The following is a 23,131-nucleotide window of genomic DNA, read 5'->3' as shown; positions in this document are numbered from 1 at the left end:
CGCTTGGCTTCTCAACCCCGCATTCTGGTGGTCGCGTCCGACGATGTCCGCGCGGCGGAGCTGTGCGACGGACTGGACGAACTCGGCTGGCGAACGGTGACGGCGCGTGACCCCGAATCCGCGCGCGCGGCGCTGAACGATCTGCCGCTGGAAGCGGCGATCATCGACGGGGCCTCTCCTGTGGTCGATGTCGCCGCGCTCAAGGCCGCCGCCAGACCTCGCAGTCTGCCAGTGCTGTGGTTCGGCCCGGGCGGCGAGGCGGCAGATCTGGCGATGACGCGCCCGCCCCATCCCGCGCAGGCGGTCCTTCGCATCGAACAGCTTGTGCGCGGTGCGATCGCCGAAGAAGAGTTCGACCTGCGCAGGCAGAGCCTTGCGGACCTCGGGCTAGACCTTCCCACGGTTCAGGCTGACGGCGCTCCCCTGCGCGTGCTGGTGGCTGGCCAGCCGGACCGGCGCTTCCTGGGCCTGTCCAACGCCCTGGCCGAGGCAGGCGTTGAGACGGTCGCGGCGCCCACGCCCTATACGGCTTTCGACTATCTGCACGAAAGCGCCTTCGACGCGGCGGTCCTGTGGGGCGGCGAGGATCACGCCCCGGCCCTGTCGATCGCATCAGGCATGAAGCGCAACACACGCCTCTATCACATCCCGCTGATGCTCTACCTGCGGGGCTCGGGCGACATCAGCCTGACCGATGTCTTCAACCGCGGCTTTTCCGACGTGGCCGCGGCCGACACGGATGAAACCGAAACCGCGCGGCGGATCATCGCCCTGGGCCGGACCTATCGCCGCCATCTGGAGATTCGCAGGGCGCTGGACGCCGGACGGGAGTCCGGCGCCATGGAGGCGACGACCGGCCTGTTCGGACGCGATCTCTTCGCCGCACACCTCAAGCGGATCGCGGAGGGCGCACGGGACAGGCGTCGGCCCCTCTCGGTATGCGTATTGCGTGTGGCCGAGAGCAACGCCGTGGCGGCCGCCCGTCAGGGGGGCTGGCTGGATCGCGCCCTGCCTCAGATCGGCGCGATGGTGTCGCGCCTTGTCCGTGTCGAGGATACGCCGGCGCGGCTGGCCAGCGAAGTCTTCGCCTTGGCCCTGCCGGCTACTCGCGGTCCTGCGGCGCGGTTGGCGGCTGAACGCATCGCCGCTGTCATAGCCTGCACCGCTTTTGACGCCGGCCCGGACAAGCCGCCCTTCGTCGTCGAGTTCCAGGTCGGCGTGGCCGAGGTGTCCGAGGGTCAGACGCCTGCCGCCGCCTTGGAACGCGCCTCCCAGAACCTTCAGGAAGCCAGCCGGGCCTGACCACGGTCAGCCGGCGGCCGCCACTCGCGCCAGATCCGCGGTGATGCGCTCGGCGACCTTCAGCCGGTCTTCCGGCGTGGGCCAATCGCCCTTGACCACGATCTTCTGGTCCGGACGGATTTTCCAGAAGGCCTGGTTCTTCTGGATCAGGCCAATCAGGCCCGCCGGGTTGGGGAAGCGGTTTCCGCGCAGCGTCAGCACGGCCCCCTTGGGCCCCACGTCGATCTTCTCGATGCAGGCCGTCTTGCACGCCGCCTTGATGCCCACGATCCGCAGCAGTTGTTTCGCCTCGTCCGGCAGCGGACCGAACCGGTCGATCAGTTCGGCGGCTAGGGCTTCCCGATCTTCGGTGTTCTCGGCGTCCGACAGGCGACGATACAGGCTCAGGCGGACGTTTAGGTCCAGCACGTAATCCTCTGGAATCAATACGGCCGCGCCGACATTGATAGCGGGTGACCAGCCGCGATCGACAGCTTCGCCCTCGCCGTTGGCCTTCAGGTCCGCAACCGCGTCTTCCAGCATCTGCTGATACAGTTCGACACCGACCTCGCGGATGTGACCTGACTGTTCGTCGCCCAGCAGATTGCCGCCGCCGCGCTGATCCAGGTCGTGGCTGGCCAGCTGGAAGCCGGCGCCGAGGTTGTCGAGCGACTGCAGCACCTGCAGCCGCCGCTCGGCCGACAGGGTCATGGGCTTAATCGGATCGCTGGTCAGATAGGCGAAAGCACGGGCCTTGGAGCGGCCGACACGGCCTCGGATCTGATACAGTTGGGCCAGGCCGAACATGTCGGCGCGATGCACGACCAGGGTGTTGGCCGTGGGAATATCCAGGCCGCTCTCGACGATGGTGGTCGAAACGAGCACATCGTACTGCCCGTCGTAGAAGGCGCTCATCACGTCTTCCAACTGGGTGGCCGCCATCTGGCCGTGGCCGACGACGAACTTCACCTCGGGCACCTGCTCGCGCAGGAACTTCTCGATGTCGGGCAGGTCCTTCAGACGTGGGGCGACGTAATAGGCCTGGCCGCCGCGATACTTCTCGCGCAGCAGGGCCTCGCGCACCATCACCGGGTCGAACGGCGTGACGTAGGTGCGCACCGCCAGGCGGTCGACCGGCGGCGTGGCGATGATCGACATCTCGCGAATGCCCGACAGCGCCATCTGCAGGGTGCGCGGGATCGGCGTGGCCGTCAGGGTCAGCAGGTGCACGTCTGCGCGCAGCGTCTTCAGCTTCTCCTTGTGCTTGACGCCGAAGTGCTGCTCCTCGTCGACGATCACCAGGCCCAGGTCCTTGAACCCGACCTGTTCGGCCAGGACGGCGTGGGTGCCGACGACGATCTCGACCGAGCCGTCCTTCAGGCCCGCGCGCGTCTCGTTCGCCTCCTTGCCGGTCACCAGACGCGACAACTGGCGCACCTTAACCGGCCAGCCGGCGAAGCGTTCGGTGAAGGTCTTGAAGTGCTGGCGCGCCAGCAGGGTCGTCGGTGCGACGATCGCCACCTGTTTGCCGGTCATGGCCACGACGAAGGCGGCCCGCAGCGCGACCTCGGTCTTACCGAAGCCCACATCGCCGCAGATCAGGCGGTCCATGGGCGTGCCCTTGCCCAGATCCTCCAGCACGTCGCCGATGGCGTTCAACTGATCGTCGGTCTCTTCATAGGGGAAGCGGGCGCAGAACTCGTCGAACAGGCCCGACGGCGGGGTGACGGACTCGGTCACGCGCAGCGCGCGCTTGGCGGCCAGGGCGATCAGGCCCTCGGCCATGGCGCGCAGGCGCTCCTTGGCCTTGGCCTTGCGCGCCTGCCAGCCCGCGCCACCCAGCCGGTCCAGCTGAACGCCTTCGCTGTCGGACCCGTAACGGGTCAGCAGGTCAATGTTTTCAACGGGTAGATAGAGTTTGCTCTCACCCGCGTAGAGCAGTTCCAGGCAGTCGTGCGGCGCGTCCTGAATGTCCAGGGTGCGCAGCCCTTCATACCGTCCGATGCCGTGATCCAGGTGCACCACCAGGTCGCCGGTCGTCAGCGCAGACGCCTCGGCCAGGAAGTTGGAGGCTCGACGCTTCTTGCGCGGCCGCGCCAGGCGATCGCCCAGGATGTCGGTTTCCGAGATCACCGCCAGGTCGTCGGTGACGAACCCATGCTCGACCGGCAGAACGCCGCGCAGATACAGATCCTTCGGCGCCGCATGTGCGTCGGCCCAGTCGCGCACGGCCACCACATGGGTCAGCCCGTGATCGGACAGCATGGCCGCCAGTCGCTCCGACGAACCTTCGCTCCAGGACGCGAACAGCACGCGCTTGCCCTGCCCCCTCAGCGTCTCCGCATGGCGCGCCACCGCCTCGAACAGATTGACGCTGTCCTGCGCGCGCTCGGCGGCGAAGCTGCGGCCCAGGCGGCCGCCGGCGTCTTCACCCTGCGTATCGAAGGGCGTGAGGCGACGCACGGCGCGGCCCGCCAGCGCGCTGTTCCAGTCCTCAGCCGTCAGATACAGCCGCTCGGGCGGCAGCGCCCGGTTCGCGCCCAGCGGCGCGCCGGCCGCCCGCTTGGCCTTGGCGGCTTCCTGACGCGCGTCATAGGCGTCATCGATCAGCGTCCAGCGCTCGGCGCGCGCCGCCTCTACCTGGTTGTCCAGAAACACCGGCGCATCGTCCGGCAGATAGTCGAACAGGGTGTCCAGCCGGTCGTAGAACAGCGGCAGCCACTGCTCCATGCCCTGGCGCCGCGCGCCTTCGCTGATCGAGGAGTAAAGCGGATCGTCGCCCGACGCCCCGAACAAATTCAGATAGCCACTGCGGAAACGCGAAATGCTTTCGCGATCCAGCAACACCTCGGACACAGGCGACAGCGAGACCGATTTCAGCTGACGCGTCGACCGCTGGGTCTCGGGATCGAAGGCGCGGATCGATTCCAGCTCCGAGCCGAACATGTCCAGGCGAACCGGCTCGTCAAAGCCCGGCGGGAACACATCGACCACCCCGCCGCGCACCGCGTACTCGCCGCGTTCCGACACGGTCGAGGCGCGGACATAGCCATTGGTGCTGAAGTATTTCTCGAGCGCCGCCATATCCAGATCGCGGCCGATGCGCGCCTCGAAACCTGCCGCGGTCGTGACCGAACGCGGCGGCGTGCGCTGGGCAGCGGCCGCGATGGTGGCGACCACCAGAAGCGGTCGGTCATCCTTCGGTCCCTGAGCCAGGCGCGTCAGCGTCGCCATGCGCTGGGCCGAAACCGAAGCGGTGGGGCTGAGCCTATCGTACGGCAGACAGTCCCAGGACGGATACTCAAGGACTTCAATATCCTTGGCGAAGAACTGAAACGCCTGAACAAAGGCGGCTGAGCGCTGATAGTCGCGCGCCACGAACAGGGCAACGCCGCCATTCGCCTGCACGCGCTCGGCCACCACCAGGGCGTCCAGGCCCTCGGGCGCGCCGCCCAGTTCGATGTCGACGCGCGGGGTCTTGAGTTGAGCGTCCATCAACCGATCCCCTCGCCGACAGCGCTCGCCACATGGGCGCGCATGAAGGCGCGAATGCGGTCCATCACCGGCCCCTGGTGTTCGGGCGGCGTCGGCTCGCGCTCGATGATCCAGGCGTAGAGATACTGGTCCTCGACATCCAGCAACGCCTCGAACACGTCCAGCTCGGCCTCGGTCAGGGTGGGCGCCACCTGATCGGCGAAGGGCCCCAAGACCATGTCCGCCTCGCGGAATCCGCGACGCCAGGCGCGGAAGGCGATGCGGCCCAGCCGCTGTTTCAGACGCGCGTCGATGTCGGCCACAAGGATCCTTGCCCGGTTCGTTCATTCAACAAGAGCGGTCAGATAGCGTTCCAGTCGCCGTTTCGCCAGCTATGCTGGGCGGATCATGCGGCCGCAGATTCTCTTTCCCCTGTTCGCGGAGGTCACCAGCCTGAAAGGCGTGGGGCCGCGCGTCGCGCCGCTGGTCGCCAAAGTGGCCGGGCCTCTGGTGCGCGACCTTCTGTTCCTTTCACCCTCAGGGCTGGTTCATCGCCGCCCCATGACCGCTCAGGGCGCTGTGGAGGGCGAGGTCGGGGTCTTCGACGTGACGATCGACCGGCTGTTTCCCCCGCACAAGCCCGGCGCGCCCTTCCGAATGCGCGCGTCCGACGACACCGGCTTCATCCACCTGGTCTGGTTCGGCGGATCGCCGCGTCACATCGAAAGCCTGGCCCCCAAGGGCGCGCGCCGCCTCGTCAGCGGCCGGGTCGAACGGTTCAACAACGAGGTGCAGATCCCGCACCCCGACCACATCGTGCCGCCTGAAAAGGCCGCCGACATTCCCGAGGCCGAGACGGTCTATCCCGCCACCCAGGGCCTGACCTCGCGCGTGGTGCGCAAGCTGGCCTTGCAGGCGCTGGAGACCGCGCCGGAGCTTGAGGAATGGCAGGACGCGGCCTGGCTGGCCAAGCGCGCCTGGCCGGGCTGGCGCGAGGCGCTGGGCCAGCTTCACACGCCCCGCACCGAAGCGGACCTGTCGCACGAGGCCCCGCCGCGTCAGAGGCTGGCCTATGACGAACTGCTGGCCCACCAACTGGCCTTGGCCCGCCGGCGGCGCGCGCGGCAGATCAATCCGGCCCCCGTCGCCCGCCCCGGCGAAGCGTCCGCACGCCTGCTCGACGGTCTCGGTTTCGTCCTGACAGACGCTCAGTCGCGGGCGGTCGAGGAAATCCGACACGACCTCGCCTCAGGCAAGCAGATGGGCCGGCTGCTGCAGGGCGACGTGGGGTCGGGCAAAACCGCCGTGGCTGCGCTCGCCCTCGCCGACGTGGCGGATTCCGGCTTCCAGGCCGCCCTGATGGCGCCGACCGAAATCCTGGCGCGCCAGCATCACCAGCGCCTGTCGCCCCGGCTGCAGGCCGCCGGCGTCTCCAGCCTGCTGCTGACCGGGCGCGACACTCCGGCCGAGCGGCGCGGCAAGCTGGCGGCCCTGGCGTCCGGCGAGACCCAGGTCGCCATCGGCACACACGCCCTATTCCAGGACGCCGTGCGGTTCGACAGGCTGGCCTTGGCGGTCATCGACGAACAGCATCGGTTCGGCGTGTCGGAACGTCAGCGGCTGCAGGCCAAGGGCGATCCGCGTCTGGGCGGCGTGCACCTGCTGACCATGTCGGCCACCCCGATCCCGCGCACGCTGGAGCTCAGCCAGTACGGCGAGCTGGATGTTTCGCGGCTGGACGAAAAGCCGCCCGGACGCACGCCGGTCGCCACCGCCGTCCTGCCCGCCACCCGCATCGGCGAGGTCGCGCGCCGCATGAAGGCCGCCGTCGAGGGCGGCGCCCAGGCCTATTGGATCTGTCCCCTGGTGGCCGAATCCGAAGCGATCGATCTGGCGGCCGCCGAGGCGCGCGCCGCCGATCTGCGCAAGTTCCTGGGCATCGAGGTCGGCCTGGCCCACGGCCAGATGCCGGGCGCCGAGCGCGAAGCGGTCATGGCCGATTTCGCCGACAGCCGTCTGCCTGTGCTGGTCGCCACAACGGTGGTCGAGGTCGGCGTGGATGTGCCCAACGCCTCCATCATGGTCATCGAACACGCCGACCGTTTTGGCCTGGCGCAACTGCATCAATTGCGCGGCCGCGTCGGGCGCGGCGCGCGATCCAGCGCCTGCATCCTGCTGTACGGCGGCGAAGACGGGCAGCTGGGCGAGACGGCCCGCGAGCGGCTGGAGACCCTGCGCCGCACCGAGGACGGTTTCGAGATCGCCGAGGAGGACTTCCGCCTGCGCGGCGGCGGCGACCCTCTGGGACTGAAGCAGAGCGGTTTTCCGGCATACCGATTCGCCGACCCCATTCGTCATCGCGGTCTGATGCTGGCGGCGGCCGACGACGCCCGGCTGATCCTGGGGCGCGATCCCGACCTGACGTCGGAGCGCGGCCGCGCCGTCCAGGTTCTGGAGGCGCTGTTCGACTGGCGAAATGACAGGCCCAACGCCGACTAGCCGAATGAAACTATGGTGGGCGGCGAGGGGTTCGAACCCCCGACCCCCTCGGTGTAAACGAGGTGCTCTGACCAGCTGAGCTAGCCGCCCGACATGTCGGTTTCTGCCTGTCGAAACGCCGACGCGCAAGACAAAGGGCGGCCGGACCGAAGTCCAACCGCCCCTCTTTTCAATCAGTGGCTGACGCTGGCCGCCGCGGCGTCGGCAGGCGCAGCCGGAGGCGGCAGCGGTTCGGCCGTCTCGTCCCATTCGACGGGCGTCAGCGTGCCGGTCAGCGACCACTTCAGCGCCTCGTCTGCCGTCGAGATCGGGATGATCTCCAGCGCGCCCTTCACATTGTCGGGCACGTCGGCCAGGTCCTTCTCGTTCTCCTGCGGGATCAGCACGGTCTTGACCCCGGAACGCAGGGCGGCGAGCAGCTTCTCCTTCAGGCCGCCGATGGCGGTGACACGGCCGCGCAGGGTGATCTCGCCCGTCATTGCGATATCCTTGCGGATCGGCACGCCCGTCAGGACCGAGACCATGGCGACGGTCATGGCCACGCCGGCCGAGGGGCCGTCCTTGGGCGTCGCGCCGTCCGGCACGTGGACGTGGATGTCGGTCTTCTCGAACACCGGCGGCTTGACGCCGAAAGCCAGGGAGCGCGCTCGAACGTAGGAAGCGGCCGCCGAGATCGACTCCTTCATCACCTCCTTGAGGTTGCCGGTGACCGTCATGCGGCCGCGGCCCGGCATCTTGATCGCCTCGATGGTAAGGATGTCGCCGCCGAACTCGGTCCAGGCCAGACCGGTGACGATGCCGACCTGATCGTTCTCGTCGGTCTCGCCGTAGCGGTATTTCCGCACGCCCGCGTATTCGGCCAGCTTTTCGCTGTCGACCGTGATGGTCGTGGCGCCGGTCTTGGCCATCTCGCGCACGGCCTTGCGGGCCACGCCGCCCAGAGCGCGCTCCAGCGAGCGCACGCCGGCCTCGCGGGTATAGTAGCGGATCAGCTCGCGGATTTGGTCCTCGGGCACAATCAGCTCATTGGCCTTCAGCCCGTGGTCCTCCAGCTGTTTTGACAGGACGTGGCGCTTGGCGATCTCGACCTTTTCGTCCTCGGTGTATCCGCTGACCCGGATGATCTCCATGCGGTCCATCAGGGGCTGCGGCATGTTCAGGCTGTTCGCGGTCGTCACGAACATCACCTGCGACAGGTCGTAGTCCACCTCCAGATAGTGGTCGCCGAAGGTCGAGTTCTGGGCCGGGTCCAGCACCTCCAGCAGGGCCGAAGACGGGTCGCCCCGCCAGTCGGCGCCCAGCTTGTCGATCTCGTCCAGCAGCACGAAGGCGTTGGTCGTCTTGGCCTTCTTCATCGACTGGATGATCTTGCCGGGCATGGAACCGATATAGGTGCGACGGTGGCCGCGGATTTCGGATTCGTCGCGCACACCGCCCAGCGACATGCGCACGTATTCGCGTCCCGTGGCCTTGGCGATCGACTTGGCCAGCGACGTCTTGCCGACGCCCGGAGGGCCGACGAGGCACAGAATCGGCCCCTTCAGGCTGCCGGTGCGCGCCTGGACGGCCAGATACTCGACGATCCGTTCTTTGACCTTCTCCAGACCGTAGTGATCCTCCTCGAGGATGTCTTCGGCCTTGGCTAGGTCGATGGGCTTCTGCTTGGCCTTGCCCCACGGCACCGACAGCAGCCAATCGAGATAGTTCCGCACAACGGTGGATTCGGCCGACATCGGGCTCATGTTGCGCAGCTTCTTGACCTCAGCCTCGGCCTTGGCGCGCGCTTCCTTGGACAAGCGCGTCTTACGAATGCGCTTCTCCAGCTCCATGATCTCGTCGCGCTGATCGTCGGTCTCGCCCAGCTCGCGCTGGATCGCCTTCATCTGCTCGTTGAGATAATATTCGCGCTGGGTCTTCTCCATTTGCCGCTTCACGCGGCTGCGGATCTTCTTCTCGACCTGCAGGACGCTGATCTCGCCCTCCATCAGGCCGTAGACCTTCTCCAGCCGCTGGGGCACGTCGAAGGTCTCCAGCAGCCCCTGCTTGTCGGCGATCTTGACGGAAAGATGGGCCGCCACGCTGTCGGCCAGCTTGGACGGGTCCGCGATCTGGGGAATGGAGCTGAGGGCCTCGGGCGGTACCTTCTTGTTCAGCTTCACATAGTTCTCGAACTGCTCGATCACCGCGCGCAGCAGCGCCTCGGATTGCGAGGTCTCGCCGGGCTCGTCTTCGATATCGACGGCTTCAGCCTCATAGTAGTCTTCGCGGTCGGTGAAGCGGGTCAGACGCGCGCGGCCCTTGCCTTCGACCAGCACTTTAACCGTGCCGTCTGGCAGTTTCAGCAGCTGCAGCACCGTGGCCAGGACGCCGACGGGATAGATGGCCTCGGTCGACGGATCATCGTCGACCGAATTCTTCTGGGTGGCCAGCAGAATTTGCTTTTCACCCTTCATGATCTCGTCCAGCGCGCGCACGGACTTTTCGCGCCCCACGAACAGCGGGACGACCATGTGCGGGAACACCACGATGTCTCGCAGCGGCAGAACGGGGAGGATTTTGCTCTCGGACATATGCCTACTTTCCGGGGCCCTTGCTGATCTCCGGCCCGCCGCGCCCCAGTGATCCGGCGTAAGCCCTCTCGCTGCGACTCGGCCCGCCTTTCCGGCGGCTTTCAGGGAAGTATGTGGCCTCGCGGACGCACGGTTCAAGCGTGACGGCCCACAGGGCGAAAACCTTGTCGTGAACAACCCACACGCATGATCCCGCCGATACGGGATCGTATGGCGCACGCAGGTGCAGCTGGGCTGGTCTTGGGCCGGACGATTTCCCTGCCGCGACCTGTGGCGCCATGGCCTCGGTCGGCAACTTCCCTCGAGCTTCGCCGTTCAGCGAACACGCATTGAGAGGGAGGAACCACCATGCGCCTGTTCATCGTCGCCTCGGCCGTAGGCTTGCTCGGCCTCGCCGCCTGCCAGCGCGAGGAAGCCCCCGCCCCGTCCCCCGCTATCGACGACGCTGTGCCGGCGGACGGCATGACGCCGGGCGCCGGCGCGGCATCCAGTTCAAGCGCAGCCACCGGCGCCTCCAGCGGTTCGGCGGCCTCGGCGACCGACGCCGGCCGCGACGCCGCCTCGGCCGAGAGGATGGACGCCTCAGGCGCCCGATCGACCCAGGGGTTGGGCTCGGGGCCAGGCGGTCCTGTCACGCAGGAGACCCGCGACAACGCCAAGACGCGGGCCGAGGAAACTAACCTGCACCCGCGCACACCGGGCTGAGGACGCGAAAAAGGGGCGGATCATCGATCCGCCCCTTGTCCGTCTCCGACCTCTGAGCGCGATCAGGCCGCGCCGTCGGCCTTCTTCTTCGACGCTTCGGAATAGATGATCAGCGGCTGAGCCTTGCCGTCAATGACCTCCGCGTTGACGACGACTTCCTCGACGCCCTCGAAGGTGGGCAGTTCGAACATCGTCTCCAGCAGAATGCCTTCCAGGATTGAGCGCAGGCCGCGCGCGCCAGTCTTGCGCGTGATGGCCTTCTTGGCCACCGCCGACAGGGCGTCGTCGGTGAAGGTCAGTTCGACATTCTCCATCTCGAACAGACGCTTGTACTGCTTGACCAGGGCGTTCTTGGGCTCGGTCAGGATGGTGACCAGCGCCGCCTCGTCTAGATCCTCGAGCGTCGCCAGCACCGGCAGGCGGCCGATGAACTCCGGAATCAGTCCGAAGCGCATCAGATCGTCCGGCTCGACGCCCTTCAGGATGTCGCCCGTGCGCCGCTCGTCCACTTCCTTGACCTTGGCTCCAAAGCCGATCGAGGCGCCGGCCCCGCGCGCCGAAATCACCTTCTCCAGGCCGGCGAAGGCGCCGCCGACGATGAACAGGATGTTGGCGGTGTCGACCTGCAGGAACTCCTGCTGCGGATGTTTCCGGCCGCCCTGCGGAGGCACGGAGGCGACGGTGCCTTCCATGATCTTAAGCAACGCCTGCTGCACGCCCTCGCCCGACACGTCGCGGGTGATCGACGGATTGTCTGACTTGCGCGAAATCTTGTCGATCTCGTCGATGTAGACGATGCCGCGCTGGGCACGCTCGACGTTGTAGTCGGACGACTGCAGCAGCTTCAGGATGATGTTCTCCACATCCTCGCCCACATAACCAGCTTCGGTCAGGGTCGTGGCGTCGGCCATCGTGAAGGGCACGTCGATGATCCGCGCCAGCGTCTGGGCCAGAAGCGTCTTGCCCGAGCCGGTCGGCCCGATCAGCATGATGTTCGACTTGGCCAGTTCGACGTCGTTGTTCTTCGTCGCGTGGTTCAGGCGCTTGTAGTGGTTGTGCACCGCGACCGAGAGCACCTTCTTGGCGTGGTTCTGGCCGATCACGTAGTCGTCCAGGACGTCGCGGATTTCCTTGGGCGTCGGAACGCCGTCCTTGGTCGTCTTGAAGGAAATCTTGTGTTCTTCGCGGATGATGTCCATGCACAGCTCGACGCATTCGTCGCAGATGAACACGGTCGGTCCGGCGATGAGCTTACGCACCTCGTGCTGGCTCTTTCCGCAGAAGGAGCAATACAGGGTGCTCTTGGCGTCTGTGCCGGCTGCTTTGGTCATAGACCCTTCTCACTCCCGTCAGTGGACCCGACATGGGCCCTCGGACGCTTACCCCGCCTCGAGTCGCCGACTCTGAACGCGAAGGTCTTCAAAAATTGACAATCACCCATCACAGCCGCCGCCACAACCCCGAGAGGTCGAACCGAGCAGCCGTCCTGTGCAACGCATCAGCATCGCTGGGGATCGCGGCGAATGTCTGACATGGGAAATCCTCCCGCTTCGCGCCAGCCCCTGCCCGGTCAGCCTATCGTCGCCTTCGACTTCGACGGCACCCTGACGATCCGCGACAGTTTCACCAGCTTCCTGCGCTGGCGAGCCGGGGCCGGCGGCTGGGCCCTGGGCCTGGTCAAGATGGCGCCGGCGCTTGCGGCCTACGCCCGCGACCGAGACCGCGGCGCGATCAAGGCGGCCTCGGTGAAGGTCTTCCTCAAGGACGTTTCTCGGGAAGAACTTCAGGCGGACGCCGCGCGCTTCGCCGATCACGTCTGGGGCCAGTTCATGCGGCCAGACGCTTTGGCGACCTGGGAGGACTGGGGCCGCCGGGGCGCGCACCGCGTCATCGTGACCGCGTCGCCCGAACTGACGGTCGCGCCTTTCGCTCAGCGGCTCGGCGCCGAAGGCCTGCTGGGCACGCATCTGACGTTCGACGACCAGGGCCGGATCACCGGCGCCTTCTCAAGCCCCAACTGTCGCGGCGAGGAGAAGGTGCGGCGCTTGCGCCAGGCCTTCGGCCCCGACATGGCGCTGGCCGGCGCCTATGGCGACACCTCGGGCGACACCGAAATGATCGCAATCGCCGAGGTGAAGGGCTTCCGGGTCTTTCAGCAGCGCCCCTAGGGATCAGCGCCCGTCGGCGTCCACGTCGAACACCACGGGCTTGCCGCGCGAGGCCGGGTCCCAGCCCGCCTCGATGGAGGCTGTCACGGCGTTGCGCACGGCGTCCAGATTGACCCGCTGCTTCTCCACGTCCGGCCGACCGTTGGGGCGCAGCGGCGGCGGGAACTGCACGATCGCTTCGCGCTTGAAGTCCTGATGCCGAAGCGTGATCGCCACGCCCTCCCACTGGTTGCCCGTGGTCGGACGCGGCTGGCGACGGAGCGACCAGTGATAGGTCTCTCCATCCACTTCCAGCGTGCCTTCGCTATCGCGTGTCAGCGCCATGGTCGGATCAGACCGTTTTCACGCCATCCGCATCGGCTTGTTCGCGGCGATCGTAGACATGGTCGACGATGCCCCAGGCCTTGGCGTCTTCCGCGCTCATGAAGTGGTCGCGGTCCAGCGTTTGCTCGACTTCTTCGTAGGTCCGGCCGGTGTGGTGGACGTAGATCTCGTTCAGCCGTTTCTTGGTGTAGCGGATGTCCTCGGCGTGGCGCTCGATGTCCGAGGCCTGGCCGCGGAAACCGCCCGAGGGCTGGTGCACCATGATGCGCGCGTTCGGCAGGGCGATCCGCTGGCCCGCTTCACCCGCGGCCAGGATTAGCGATCCGGCCGAGGCCGCCATGCCCATGACCACGGTCGAAACCGGGCTCTTGATGTATTGCATGGTGTCGTAGATCGCGAGCGCGGAGGTCACCTGACCGCCGGGGCTGTTGATGTACATGCTGATTTCCTTCTTCGGATTCTCCGATTCAAGGAACAGCAGCTGGGCGCTGATCAGCGACGCCATGCCGTCCTCGAACGGACCGGTCAGGAAGATGATCCGCTCGCGCAGAAGACGCGAGAAGATGTCGAAGGCCCGCTCGCCGCGGCTGGACTGCTCCACCACCATGGGGACCAGGTTCATGTTCATCAGTTCGATCGGATCGCGCATTCTCAGCCTTCTCGGGATGCCGTGGCGCGCGACTCGGTCGGCGGCGCACCGTGTAGACAGCATATCAGGTCGAGACACGCCGCACGCAAGCGCCCTAGCGATCTGAAGCCGCGGGCGCGCACAGTTAACTCCGTGCCGACAACCACGACGCCAATCGGCCTCGCGCGTCGACTTCGATGTCGCCGTAGAACAGATTATAGGGCCGCGCCTTGCGCCGCTCAGTCCAACTGCCGATTTCGCGATAGGATTCGCTGGTGGGCTTGGTGTGCCGCAAGAAGCCGTCGCGGCATTCGGCTGCGATCTCACGACCCATCAGGGCCGGCCGCGCGCCCCACTCTAGCCCAGTCGCATTGGTCGCACCGTGATGGCGGCGGGAGTCGGTCGAGGCTCCGCCATTGGAGCCGCTTACGGGGTTTACGCACACGACCGGTCGATCGCGAAGCTCCGTCAGCCGGTCGCCCTCCCAGACAAGCGCGCGGCGAAGCCGCCGGCGCACGGCTCCGTCATCGCCCTCCCCGACCTGGGACCAGCCGACCACGCAACCGGTCTCGTCCGAAGAACGGCACGCTGGCGTCGTGGGCGACAGGCCCTCCTGCGCGACAACGGCATCGATCAGATAAGCCGCGACCAGACGCCGTCGTAGTGCAGCATCCGGCGCTACACGCTCGCGCAGCAGCCTATCAATGATCTCAGCGCCCTGCTCCACCCCTGCCAGAATAATCGGCCCGTCAGGGTGGCGCGCCAGCCAGGCGTCGAAGGCGCGCTCCACGTCCTGATAGGCGAAGGCCCGGGCCTCGCGCGCATCATCGCGCAGGGTCAGCCGGGTATAGAGGCTGGCTTGGCGGTAACGCGGCGCACTGATCGCCCCGGCGCGCGCAAACGGCCCGGCGTAGTTGGGCAGCACCACCCGCGTGAGGTAGGCGTCGGCCGCCGGGTCGCCGATCGGCCCGTTCCAGTCGCGTCCGCCGTCGTAGGTGGTGGAATGCACGAAGAAGACGGCCGCCGGCCCGCTGTCGGGCGTGCGCGCCTCGTTAAGCGCCCAGGCGTCGGCGCGGGCGTAGTCTGGCGCCGGCGGCGGATCATATGTCTGGAACGGCACCTGGGGATCCAGACCAGCCCTGAGGATGTCGCCCCGCCACACTGCCACGGCCGCGACCAGCACGAAGACGAGCGCGAAGCCCGCATAGCCGACCCACTGGCGAAAGGTCAGCTTCGGCCCTCTCATCGATAGGGGTCCGGCTTGGCCAGATAGTCCTGGACGTAGCGGCGCACGCCTTCCTCCAACGGGGTCGACTGGCCCGGATAGCCCGCCGCCCGAAGCCGACCCATCTCGGCCTGGGTGAAGTACTGGTACCGCTCGCGCAGGACCTCCGGCATGTCGACATAGGCGATGCTGGGTTCGCGTCCGGCGGCCGCGAAGGTCGCCTTGGCCAGGTCGGCGAAGGACCGGGCCTGGCCCGACCCCGCGTTGAACACGCCCGTCACGGCCGGCGTCTCCAAGAGCCAGGCGACGATGTCGACAATGTCGTTCACAAAGACGAAGTCGCGCAGCTGGCCGCCGTCGGCATAATCGGGCCGGTGCGAGCGGAACAGGCTGATCGTCTCGCCCGCCGAGGCCTTGGGCCAGATCTGGGCCACGACCGACATCATGCCGACCTTGTGGTATTCGTTGGGCCCATAGACGTTGAAGAACTTCAGCCCCGCCCACTGGCGCGGCGCCTGCCCTCGACCGGCCTGGCGGACGGCGTATTCGTCGAACAGTCTTTTCGAATAACCATAGGCATTTAGGGGTTGAAGCCGACCCAGACTTTCAAGGTCGTCGCGATCCTCGAATCCCTGCTCGCCCTCGCCGTAGGTGGCGGCGGAGGAGGCGTAGATCAGCCGCGCATCATTGGCCGCGCACCAGTCCCACAGGTCACGGGACAGGGCGAAGTTGGTGCGCATCACCCGGTCGGCGTCAGGCTCGGTCGTGGACGATATGGCGCCCATATGCACCACGGCCTCGATGCGGTCGACGTGCCGATCCAGCCGTTCGAACAGCTCCTCGGGCGCCCACAGATCGGCGATCGCGTGTTTGGCGATGTTCTTCCATTTCGCCAGGTCAGCGGTCTCCAGGCGGTCGCACACCACCACGTCGTAGCCGCCCTGCTCGCACAGGCGCGCGACGATGTTCGAGCCGATGAAGCCGGCGCCGCCGGTGACGACGATCATCCGCTCGCTCACGCCCGACTCTCCGTCATCTTCTCGATGGTCCGTGTGGTGGAGAAGCCGTCCTTGAAGTCGGCCAGGCGCACTTCGCCGCCCCAGCTTTCGACCAGATCGCCGCCCACCACGCCTTCGCGGGTGTAGTCCGAACCCTTGATCAGGACATCAGGGCGCAGACGCTCGATCAGCTCCAGCGGCGTTGGAGCGTCAAAGCTCGTCACTCGATCCACGCTGGCCAAGCCGCCGATGACGGCGGCGCGGCTGTCCAGATCATTGACGGGGCGCCCCTCCCCTTTCAGGCGGCGCACGGAAGCGTCGGTGTTCAGCGCCACGACCAGTCGGTCGCACCAGCTGCGCGCCTGGGCCAGATAGGCCACGTGCCCGCGGTGCAGAATGTCGAAACAGCCGTTGGTGAAGCCGACCCGCAAGCCCTGCCGGCGCCAAGCCTCGACCTGATCGACCAGGTCTTCCACCGGCGTCACCTTGGCCGACGACAGGGCGGCGTGGCCGCTCATCTCGGCCTCGATCAGTTCGGACGGCGTGACCACGGCGGTACCGCTCTTTCCGACCACGACGCCCGAAGCCAGGATGGCGAATTCGACCGCCGTCTCCAGCGATGCGCCCGCGCCCAGCGCCAGGCCCAACGCCGCCAGACCCGTGTCGCCGGCGCCCGAGACGTCGAACACCTCGCGCGCGCGGCCCGGGAAATGCTTCACCGCTTCGCCGCGCCGCATCAGGCTCATGCCCTTGCCGGCACGCGTGACGACCAGAGCCTTGGCCGTCGTCGCGGCCATCAGCGCCGTCAGCGCGGTTTCGACCGCGGCGTCGCTTTCGACTGTCAAGCCTGTGGCGGCGGCCAGCTCGCTGGCGTTGGGCTTGATCAGGTCGACCGCGCCATAGCGCGCGAAGTCGCGGCCCTTGGGATCCACGACGACCGGCGCGCCCGACGCCGCACCCGCCTGGAGCGCCGCCGCGATCAGCGCGTCGTCCACCACCCCCTTGGCGTAGTCGGACAGCAGGATGGCGGACGCGCCTTCAAACACAGACGAGTCAAGACGCTGGCCCGCGCCGCCCTCCTCGTCATCCAATCGCAGCAGCTGCTGACCGGCGGCGACGAAGCGGGTCTTGACCGTCGTTAGCGGCGCCGAGCGCGAGACGTAGCTGTCGATGGCGGGATCGGCGTCGATCAGGGCGGCCAGTTCGTCGCCCGCAGCATCTGGCCCCGCTGCCCCGCCCAGCCGCGCCCGACCGCCCAGGGCCGCCACGTTGCGCGCCACGTTTCCGACCGCGCCGGGCATGGCCGTCTGCCGTCGCGCACGCAGCACGGGGATCGGTGCCTCGGGCGAGATGCGGCTGACCTCTCCATAGACGTAGCGGTCCAGCATCAGGTCGCCGACGCAGGCGACCATCAGGCCGCGCGCCTTGTCCAGAAGCGCCTGGAGGGCGCCGAGATCGAGGGTCCGTTCAGTCATGGCACGGACCTATCGGATTCAGGCGGCCTTCGCCATCGGCGCCTTGGCGCCCGACGACCGGGCCAGGTCATCGAAGGCGATCAGCTGGGCCGCCAGGGCCTCGAACTGATCCATCGGCACCATATTGGGGCCGTCCGACGGGGCGTTGTCGGGGTCCGGGTGGGTCTCCATGAAGACGGCGTCCACGCCCACGGCCACGGCGGCGCGCGCCAGCACCGGCACGAACTCGCGCTGGCCGCCCGAGGACGTCCCCTGCCCGCCCGGCTGCTGCACGCTGTGGGTCGCGTCGAACACGACCGGGCAGCCGATCTCGCGCAGGATCGGCAGCGAGCGCATGTCGCTGACCAGAGTGTTGTAGCCGAAGCTGGCCCCCCGCTCGCAGGCCATGACGTTGGGATTGCCGGCGCCGACGACCTTGGCGATGACGTTCTTCATGTCCCAGGGGGCCAGGAACTGACCCTTCTTGATGTTGATCGCCTTGCCCGTCGCGGCCGCGGCCAGCAGCAGGTCGGTCTGGCGGCTGAGGAAGGCGGGGATCTGCAGCACGTCGACGACCTCGCCAACCGGGCCGCACTGGGCCTCGGAATGAACGTCAGTCAGGGTCGGCAGGCCGGTCGTCTCGCGAATCTCGGCGAAGATCGGCAGGGCATCCTTCAGGCCGATCCCACGCGCGGCCGAGGCCGAGGTGCGGTTCGCCTTGTCGAAGCTGGTCTTGTAGATGATGCCCACGTCCAGCCGCGCGCCGATCTCCTTCAGCGCCTGGGCCGTTTCCAGCGCGTGCTGGCGGCTCTCCATCTGGCACGGGCCGGCGATGAAGACGATGCGCGCGCCGCCGCCGATGACGACAGGCCGGGCCAGGCCTTCGGACAGGGCGATGACGGCGTTGGGTTGGGTCACGGCTGCAAAATCTTTCGTCTGGATCGTCTGGCGGCGACGCGCATTTGGCGCATCATTGGGACGAACAGGTGGCGTCGGGCTTTCCTGCACACAAGATAGACGGAGCTGCGCCGCGTGACCACAGAGCCCCCGGTCATCCTCTGGTTTCGCCGCGATCTGCGGCTGCAGGACAACCCCGCCCTGACCGCGGCGGCGGAAACCGGCCGGCGAATCATCCCGCTCTACATCCTCGACACGGCCGGGTCCGAGCGTCTTATGGGCTCCGCCTCGCGCTGGTGGCTGGACAAGTCGCTGTCGGCGCTGGACGGCGCGCTGCGCGAGCGTGGATCGCGCCTGATCCTGCGCGCCGGTGATCCAGAGGCCGTGCTGCGCCAGATGGTCGAAGAAACCGGCGCCGACCATCTGTTCATGAACCGCCTGTTCGAGCCTGACGCCTTCGCGCGCGACGCCGACATCGCCCATGCCCTCAAGGACGAGGGTGTCACCTGCCGCGGCTTCAACGGCTCGTTGCTGTCAAAGCCGGGCGATATCCGCACCGGCCAAGGCGGGCCCTACAAGGTGTTCACGCCGTTTCTGAAGGCCCTGCTCGCGCAGATGGAGCTGCGCCCGCACACGACCGGCCCACGCGCGGTGTCGTCGCCGACCGTGAAGAGCGAATCGCTGAGCGATTGGGACCTGCACCCCACGAAGCCCGACTGGTCCAAGGGGTTCGACTGGACACCGGGCGAGGCCGGGGCCGGCGACGCCCTGTCCGCCTTCATCAAGCGAGGCCTGCAAACCTACAACAAGGGCCGCGATCATCCCGCTCAGCCGGGCGCCAGCCGCCTGTCGCCGCACCTGCATTGGGGCGAGATCGCGCCCTGGCGGGTGGTGGAGCGGGTTCGCGCGTCGGACGCGCCTCAGGCCCAGATCGACAAGTTCGTGTCCGAGTTGGCCTGGCGCGACTTTTCGGCCCAGCTGCTGCACGCCTTCCCCCAGATGACCGACACAGCCTTTCGTCCCGAATACGACCAGATGCCCTGGCGCGACGACGCCCTGGGGCTGAAGGCCTGGAAGACCGGCCAGACCGGCTACCCCATCGTCGACGCCGGGCTTCGCCAGCTCTGGACCACGGGCTGGATGCACAACCGGGTGCGGATGATCGTCGCCTCCTTCCTCGTGAAGGACCTGTTGATCGACTGGCGAAAAGGCGAAGCTTGGTTCTGGGACACCCTTGTCGACGCCGACCTGGGCAACAATGTTCAGAATTGGCAGTGGGCCGCTGGATCCGGAGCGGACGCCGCTCCGTATTTCCGGGTCTACAATCCGGTCAGCCAGGGTCAGAAGTTCGATGCAGACGGTCAGTACGTTCGACGGTGGATCCCGGAGCTCAAGCGCCTGCCCGACAAATGGCTGCATCAGCCATGGGCTGCGCCCGGCGAGGTGCTGGACCAGGCCGGCGTGCGGCTGGGCCGCGACTACCCGCGCCCGATCCTCGATCACGCTGAGGCGCGCGACCGGGCGCTGGACGCCCTCAAGACCGTCAGTCGTTCGCGCCATGACAGCTGAGGCCGCGTCGTGAGCGTCGCCACCTCCGAACCACGTACCGAAAGCGCCCGCACGCCGCGCGGCGCCGCCCTGCTGCTGCGCCTGCTGGGCTCGAACTGGCGCAGCGGCCGCCTGACGGTGCTGCTGCCCAATGGCGAGACACACCGGCTGCAGGGACCGGAGGCTGGTCCGTCAGCCGTCCTGCAGATCAAGGACTACCGCTTCGCCCGCCGCGTGCTGGCCAATGGGGATATTGGGTTCGCGGAAGGTTATATGGCCGGCGAATGGGACAGCGCGGATCTGGCGACCCTGCTGGAGACCCTGGTCGACAACTACGACCACATCCGCCGTCTGTTCGACGGCAATCCGCTGATGATCGCGGTCAACTGGGTCAGCCATCGCCTGCGCCGCAACAGCCGACGTGGGTCCAGGAAGAACATCCATGCCCACTACGACCTGGGCAACGCCTTCTACGCGACCTGGCTCGACCCCTCGATGACCTATTCGTCGGCTCGGTTCACTTCAGGCGCGACCGATCTGCAGGCCGCCCAGACCGAGAAATACGCGTCGCTGGCGCGTCTCATGGATCTGCGACCCGGTCAGACGGTGCTGGAGATCGGCTGCGGCTGGGGCGGTTTCGCCGAGTTTGCGGCGCGCGAGGTCGGGGCGCACGTGACCGGCGTCACCATCTCGCAGGAACAGCACGACTTCGCTCGCCAGCGCCTGTTCGAGGCCGGCCTGGCGGATCGCGCCGACATCCGGCTGATGGACTATCGCGACGTTCAGGGCCGCTTCGACCGCGTCGCCTCCATCGAGATGTTCGAGGCGGTCGGCCGCGAGTACTGGCCGACCTATTTCGACAAGGTGCGCAGCGTGCTCGAGCCTGACGGCCGCGCCGGTCTGCAGATCATCACCATCCAGGAAACCCTCTTCGAGGAGTACAATCTGCGCACGGACTTCATCCAGAAGTACGTCTTCCCTGGCGGCATGCTGCCGTCCGAAGAGCGGCTGGCCCCCGTGCTGGACAAGTCAGGTCTGCGCCAGACCAACATCGAGCGCTTCGGCCTGGATTACGCCGAGACCCTGAAACAGTGGGAGAACCGCTTCATGGGTGCCTGGCCGGAGATCCGGCGCATGGGCGGCTTCGACGAGCGCTTCCACCGCCTGTGGCGCTTCTATCTGGCCTACTGCCAGGCCGGCTTCCGCACGCGCCGCACCGACGTGGTGCAGCTGGTTCTTTCGCCGAGCTAGATCAGTCCGCTGAGCGGCGAGGACGGGCTAGCGTACATGCGCTTGGGCATGCGGCCGGCCAGATAGGCTTCGCGGCCTGCGATGACGGCGTGCTTCATGGCTCGACCCATACGGATCGGATCCTGGGCACCGGCGATGGCCGTGTTGGCGATCACCGCATCGCAGCCCAGTTCCATGGCGATGGCGGCGTCCGAGGCCGTGCCGACGCCGGCATCGACCAGGATCGGCACCTTCGCCTGCTCCACGATCAGGCGGATGTTGACGCGGTTCTGGATGCCCAGGCCCGACCCGATCGGGCTGGCGGCCGGCATGACGGCGGCGGCGCCCGCCTCCTCCAGCCGCTTGGCCATGACCACGTCGTCGGTGCAGTAGACCATGACGTCGAACCCGTCCTTGACCAGCAGGTCCAGCGCCCGAAGCGTCTCGACCATGTCGGGATACAGGTGGGCGCTGTCGCTCAGCACCTCCAGCTTGACCAGGTTCCAGCCGCCGGCCTCGCGCGCCAGGCGCAGGGTCCGCACAGCGTCCTCACCGGTGAAGCAGCCGGCGGTGTTGGGCAGGAAGGTGAACCGCTCGGGCTTCAGATGGTCCACCAACATGGGCTGGCTGGGATCAGACAGGTTCACCCGACGCAGCGCCACCGTCACGATGTCCGCGCCCGCGGCTTCCGCCGCCGCGGCGTTCTGGGCGTAGTCGGCGTATTTGCCAGTCCCCACGATCAGGCGCGAGGAGAAGGTCCGTCCGGCGACGGACCAAGTGTCGGCTGCTGTCTTGTCCATGGCCCCGTCCTAGCGCCCTCGCCGACGTTTCGCCAGCGAGGGCGTAAAGGTCAGCCGCGCGCGCCGCGCACCGCGCTCAGGAAGCTCTTCCAGCTGAGCTTCACGTCCGACAGGGCGCCCGCCCGGAAGGCGCGACCGGCCAGCCAGACCATCAGCAGGGCCGTGGCGAACATGCCGACCAGGGTGCCGATGACCTCGACCATGGGCGGATCGCTCGGTGCGCGCGCGCTCATCAGGAAGGGCGTAAAGAAGGGCACCCAGGACAGAACCTTGACGAGGGTCGCGTCCGGCGTGCGCAGCGCCATCTGCATGACGATGATGGGCACGACCAGGATCATCATGATCGGGCCCATCAGGGTCTGCGCGTCACGCGGCGTCTCGCAAAAAGCGCCGATGGCCGCGAACAGCACCGCATACATCAGATAACCGCCCACCATGTAGAGCAGGAAGTAGATCACGAGACCGTCGTGCATCAGCACCGAGGCGACATCACGCGCGATGTCGGGCGCGGCCGTCACCAGGCCGATACCGCCCAACAGGCCCCACGACACCAGAACCGCCAAGGTCAGCAGCGCCACGCCCAGAACCTTGCCCGTCAGGATTTCGGTGGCTGAGGCCGAGGACAGAAGCACCTCCAGGATCTTGTTGGATTTCTCCTCCATCACGGAGTTCAGCAAGATAGACGCGCCCGTAATGATCAGCGACCACAGCAGGAATCCGGTCAGAAGACCGATCAGACCCGGCATGCGGTCGCGGAACGAAACCTCGCCGCCGCTGGCCGATCGCGGTGAGAAAACGCTGACCTGGGGCCGGAAGCGCTCTGTTTGAACCACGACCTGAGGGTCGATGCCGGCCGCGCCGAACACCTGCTGCCGGTTCGCGGCGCGCAGAGCGTCGCGCACGGCGTCCTCGACCGTGCTGTCCGAGGTCCGGGCCGTCCACACTCGCGCGGCCGGTCGGCCGTCGATCTGGCTCAGGAAGACCACGGCGGACAGGCGTTCGGCCTCGGGAACCTCGTCGCCCAGATAGCGCCTGACCTCCGCGTCGCGCGCCTCGCCAGCCGCAGCCTGCGCCACCGCGGACGGCGCATCGACCAGTCGAATGGTCTGACGCGGCGGGGAGAAACCTTCAGCGGCGCGCGGCGCCTCACGGCGCAAAGCCTGAAGGCCGGCGTCATAGCCATCTGCATCAGCCACGGCCCGAATGCGGTCACCCGCCGCCGTTCCACCTTCGGGGACGGCGGCCAGTCTCAGGGCGTTTATGGCGCGCCGTTCCTGATCGGAGGCGAGCGCCTGGCGCACAGAAGCCGCCAGACCGGCCTGCGGCGGGG

Annotated in this window: 18 protein-coding genes and 1 tRNA gene; 6 read left to right on the top strand and 13 right to left on the bottom strand. The window is 67.4% G+C overall.

All coding sequences use genetic code 11. From position 1 onward, the window contains the following. Positions 1-3 precede the first annotated feature (3 nt). A complete protein-coding gene (locus ACK4I0_RS01610; protein ID WP_409607350.1) occupies positions 4-1,302 on the top strand; it encodes a diguanylate cyclase domain-containing protein in 1,299 nt (432 codons plus the stop codon). Between the two features lie 6 nt (positions 1,303-1,308). Here the strand turns inward: ACK4I0_RS01610 and mfd are convergent, their stop codons facing one another. Both mfd and ACK4I0_RS01600 read right to left on the bottom strand, forming a co-directional pair. After that, positions 1,309-4,776, bottom strand: coding sequence for a transcription-repair coupling factor (gene mfd / locus ACK4I0_RS01605; protein ID WP_409607348.1), 3,468 nt, complete (start codon positions 4,774-4,776; stop codon positions 1,309-1,311). Continuing rightward, a complete protein-coding gene (locus tag ACK4I0_RS01600) occupies positions 4,776-5,078 on the bottom strand; it encodes a succinate dehydrogenase assembly factor 2 (protein ID WP_409607346.1) in 303 nt (100 codons plus the stop codon). The genes mfd and ACK4I0_RS01600 overlap by 1 nt, the downstream gene beginning before the upstream one ends. Positions 5,079-5,163: 85 nt before the next feature. On the opposite strand from ACK4I0_RS01600, the gene recG reads away from it, so the two are divergent. Beyond that, on the top strand, positions 5,164-7,254 hold the full coding sequence (gene recG, locus ACK4I0_RS01595) for an ATP-dependent DNA helicase RecG (protein ID WP_409607344.1): 2,091 nt from the start codon (positions 5,164-5,166) through the stop codon (positions 7,252-7,254). Positions 7,255-7,267: 13 nt separating this feature from the next. Here recG and ACK4I0_RS01590 read toward each other — a convergent pair. Then, positions 7,268-7,344, bottom strand: a tRNA-Val gene (locus ACK4I0_RS01590). Positions 7,345-7,427: 83 nt separating this feature from the next. Continuing rightward, positions 7,428-9,824, bottom strand: a complete 2,397-nt coding sequence (gene lon / locus ACK4I0_RS01585; RefSeq protein WP_409607342.1) for an endopeptidase La — start codon at positions 9,822-9,824, stop codon at positions 7,428-7,430. Between the two features lie 348 nt (positions 9,825-10,172). Here lon and ACK4I0_RS01580 point away from each other — a divergent pair, with 348 nt between their 5' ends. Further along, positions 10,173-10,529 (top strand): hypothetical protein, encoded by a 357-nt coding sequence (locus ACK4I0_RS01580; RefSeq protein ID WP_409607340.1) that lies wholly within the window; start codon positions 10,173-10,175, stop codon positions 10,527-10,529. 62 nt (positions 10,530-10,591) lie between these two features. Here ACK4I0_RS01580 and clpX read toward each other — a convergent pair whose 3' ends face one another. Next, on the bottom strand, positions 10,592-11,860 hold the full coding sequence (gene clpX / locus ACK4I0_RS01575; protein WP_409607338.1) for an ATP-dependent Clp protease ATP-binding subunit ClpX: 1,269 nt from the start codon (positions 11,858-11,860) through the stop codon (positions 10,592-10,594). A 192-nt stretch (positions 11,861-12,052) separates the two neighbouring features. On the opposite strand from clpX, the gene ACK4I0_RS01570 reads away from it, so the two are divergent. Next, positions 12,053-12,697, top strand: coding sequence for an HAD-IB family hydrolase (locus ACK4I0_RS01570; RefSeq protein ID WP_409607336.1), 645 nt, complete (start codon positions 12,053-12,055; stop codon positions 12,695-12,697). Positions 12,698-12,700: 3 nt separating this feature from the next. On the opposite strand, the gene ACK4I0_RS01565 is transcribed toward ACK4I0_RS01570, so the two are convergent. The 6 genes from ACK4I0_RS01565 to kdsA all read right to left on the bottom strand — a co-directional run bounded on the left by ACK4I0_RS01565 (position 12,701) and on the right by kdsA (position 18,244). After that, positions 12,701-13,021: a hypothetical protein gene (locus ACK4I0_RS01565; protein WP_409607334.1), complete on the bottom strand. Its 321-nt coding sequence runs from the start codon at positions 13,019-13,021 to the stop codon at positions 12,701-12,703. A 7-nt stretch (positions 13,022-13,028) separates the two neighbouring features. Continuing rightward, positions 13,029-13,670, bottom strand: coding sequence for an ATP-dependent Clp protease proteolytic subunit (locus ACK4I0_RS01560; protein WP_409607332.1), 642 nt, complete (start codon positions 13,668-13,670; stop codon positions 13,029-13,031). A gap of 124 nt (positions 13,671-13,794) precedes the next feature. After that, positions 13,795-14,895 carry a DUF3089 domain-containing protein gene (locus tag ACK4I0_RS01555; protein WP_409607330.1) on the bottom strand — a complete coding sequence of 367 codons (1,101 nt, stop codon included), beginning with the start codon at positions 14,893-14,895 and terminating at the stop codon, positions 13,795-13,797. Beyond that, positions 14,892-15,881, bottom strand: coding sequence for an ADP-glyceromanno-heptose 6-epimerase (rfaD, locus tag ACK4I0_RS01550; RefSeq protein WP_409607704.1), 990 nt, complete (start codon positions 15,879-15,881; stop codon positions 14,892-14,894). The genes ACK4I0_RS01555 and rfaD overlap by 4 nt, the downstream gene beginning before the upstream one ends. An 8-nt stretch (positions 15,882-15,889) precedes the next feature. Further along, positions 15,890-17,347 carry a D-glycero-beta-D-manno-heptose 1-phosphate adenylyltransferase gene (gene rfaE2 / locus ACK4I0_RS01545; protein WP_409607328.1) on the bottom strand — a complete coding sequence of 486 codons (1,458 nt, stop codon included), beginning with the start codon at positions 17,345-17,347 and terminating at the stop codon, positions 15,890-15,892. Between the two features lie 18 nt (positions 17,348-17,365). After that, a complete protein-coding gene (gene kdsA / locus ACK4I0_RS01540; protein ID WP_409607326.1) occupies positions 17,366-18,244 on the bottom strand; it encodes a 3-deoxy-8-phosphooctulonate synthase in 879 nt (292 codons plus the stop codon). 114 nt (positions 18,245-18,358) lie between these two features. On the opposite strand from kdsA, the gene ACK4I0_RS01535 reads away from it, so the two are divergent. Then, entirely contained in the window at positions 18,359-19,792 is a 1,434-nt protein-coding gene (locus ACK4I0_RS01535) for a cryptochrome/photolyase family protein (protein WP_409607324.1), read from the top strand. 9 nt (positions 19,793-19,801) lie between these two features. After that, the gene (locus tag ACK4I0_RS01530; RefSeq protein ID WP_409607322.1) at positions 19,802-21,022 is read left to right on the top strand and encodes a class I SAM-dependent methyltransferase; all 1,221 of its coding nucleotides are present in this window, start codon (positions 19,802-19,804) and stop codon (positions 21,020-21,022) included. Here ACK4I0_RS01530 and ACK4I0_RS01525 read toward each other — a convergent pair. Both ACK4I0_RS01525 and ACK4I0_RS01520 read right to left on the bottom strand, forming a co-directional pair. Then, positions 21,019-21,801 (bottom strand): thiazole synthase, encoded by a 783-nt coding sequence (locus tag ACK4I0_RS01525; RefSeq protein WP_409607320.1) that lies wholly within the window; start codon positions 21,799-21,801, stop codon positions 21,019-21,021. The genes ACK4I0_RS01530 and ACK4I0_RS01525 overlap by 4 nt on opposite strands. A 50-nt stretch (positions 21,802-21,851) precedes the next feature. Further along, on the bottom strand, positions 21,852-23,131 hold a 1,280-nt coding region (locus ACK4I0_RS01520), incomplete at its 5' end, for an ABC transporter permease (protein ID WP_409607318.1).

Source organism: Brevundimonas sp. (assembly GCF_046295775.1).
Classification (GTDB): Bacteria; Pseudomonadota; Alphaproteobacteria; order Caulobacterales; family Caulobacteraceae; genus Brevundimonas.
This window is presented reverse-complemented; position numbering and strand designations above follow the sequence as displayed.

Excerpts from the sequence above, each read along its gene's own strand:
- mfd (WP_409607348.1), bottom strand. The coding sequence starts at position 4,776 with ATGGACGCTCAACTCAAGACCCCGCGCGTCGACATCGAACTGGGCGGC.
- clpX (WP_409607338.1), bottom strand. The coding sequence starts at position 11,860 with ATGACCAAAGCAGCCGGCACAGACGCCAAGAGCACCCTGTATTGCTCC.
- rfaE2 (WP_409607328.1), bottom strand. The coding sequence starts at position 17,347 with ATGACTGAACGGACCCTCGATCTCGGCGCCCTCCAGGCGCTTCTGGAC.
- ACK4I0_RS01555 (WP_409607330.1), bottom strand. The coding sequence starts at position 14,895 with ATGAGAGGGCCGAAGCTGACCTTTCGCCAGTGGGTCGGCTATGCGGGC.
- ACK4I0_RS01565 (WP_409607334.1), bottom strand. The coding sequence starts at position 13,021 with ATGGCGCTGACACGCGATAGCGAAGGCACGCTGGAAGTGGATGGAGAG.
- ACK4I0_RS01525 (WP_409607320.1), bottom strand. The coding sequence starts at position 21,801 with ATGGACAAGACAGCAGCCGACACTTGGTCCGTCGCCGGACGGACCTTC.
- ACK4I0_RS01580 (WP_409607340.1), top strand. The coding sequence starts at position 10,173 with ATGCGCCTGTTCATCGTCGCCTCGGCCGTAGGCTTGCTCGGCCTCGCC.
- rfaD (WP_409607704.1), bottom strand. The coding sequence starts at position 15,881 with ATGATCGTCGTCACCGGCGGCGCCGGCTTCATCGGCTCGAACATCGTC.
- recG (WP_409607344.1), top strand. The coding sequence starts at position 5,164 with ATGCGGCCGCAGATTCTCTTTCCCCTGTTCGCGGAGGTCACCAGCCTG.
- lon (WP_409607342.1), bottom strand. The coding sequence starts at position 9,824 with ATGTCCGAGAGCAAAATCCTCCCCGTTCTGCCGCTGCGAGACATCGTG.
- ACK4I0_RS01560 (WP_409607332.1), bottom strand. The coding sequence starts at position 13,670 with ATGCGCGATCCGATCGAACTGATGAACATGAACCTGGTCCCCATGGTG.
- ACK4I0_RS01570 (WP_409607336.1), top strand. The coding sequence starts at position 12,053 with ATGTCTGACATGGGAAATCCTCCCGCTTCGCGCCAGCCCCTGCCCGGT.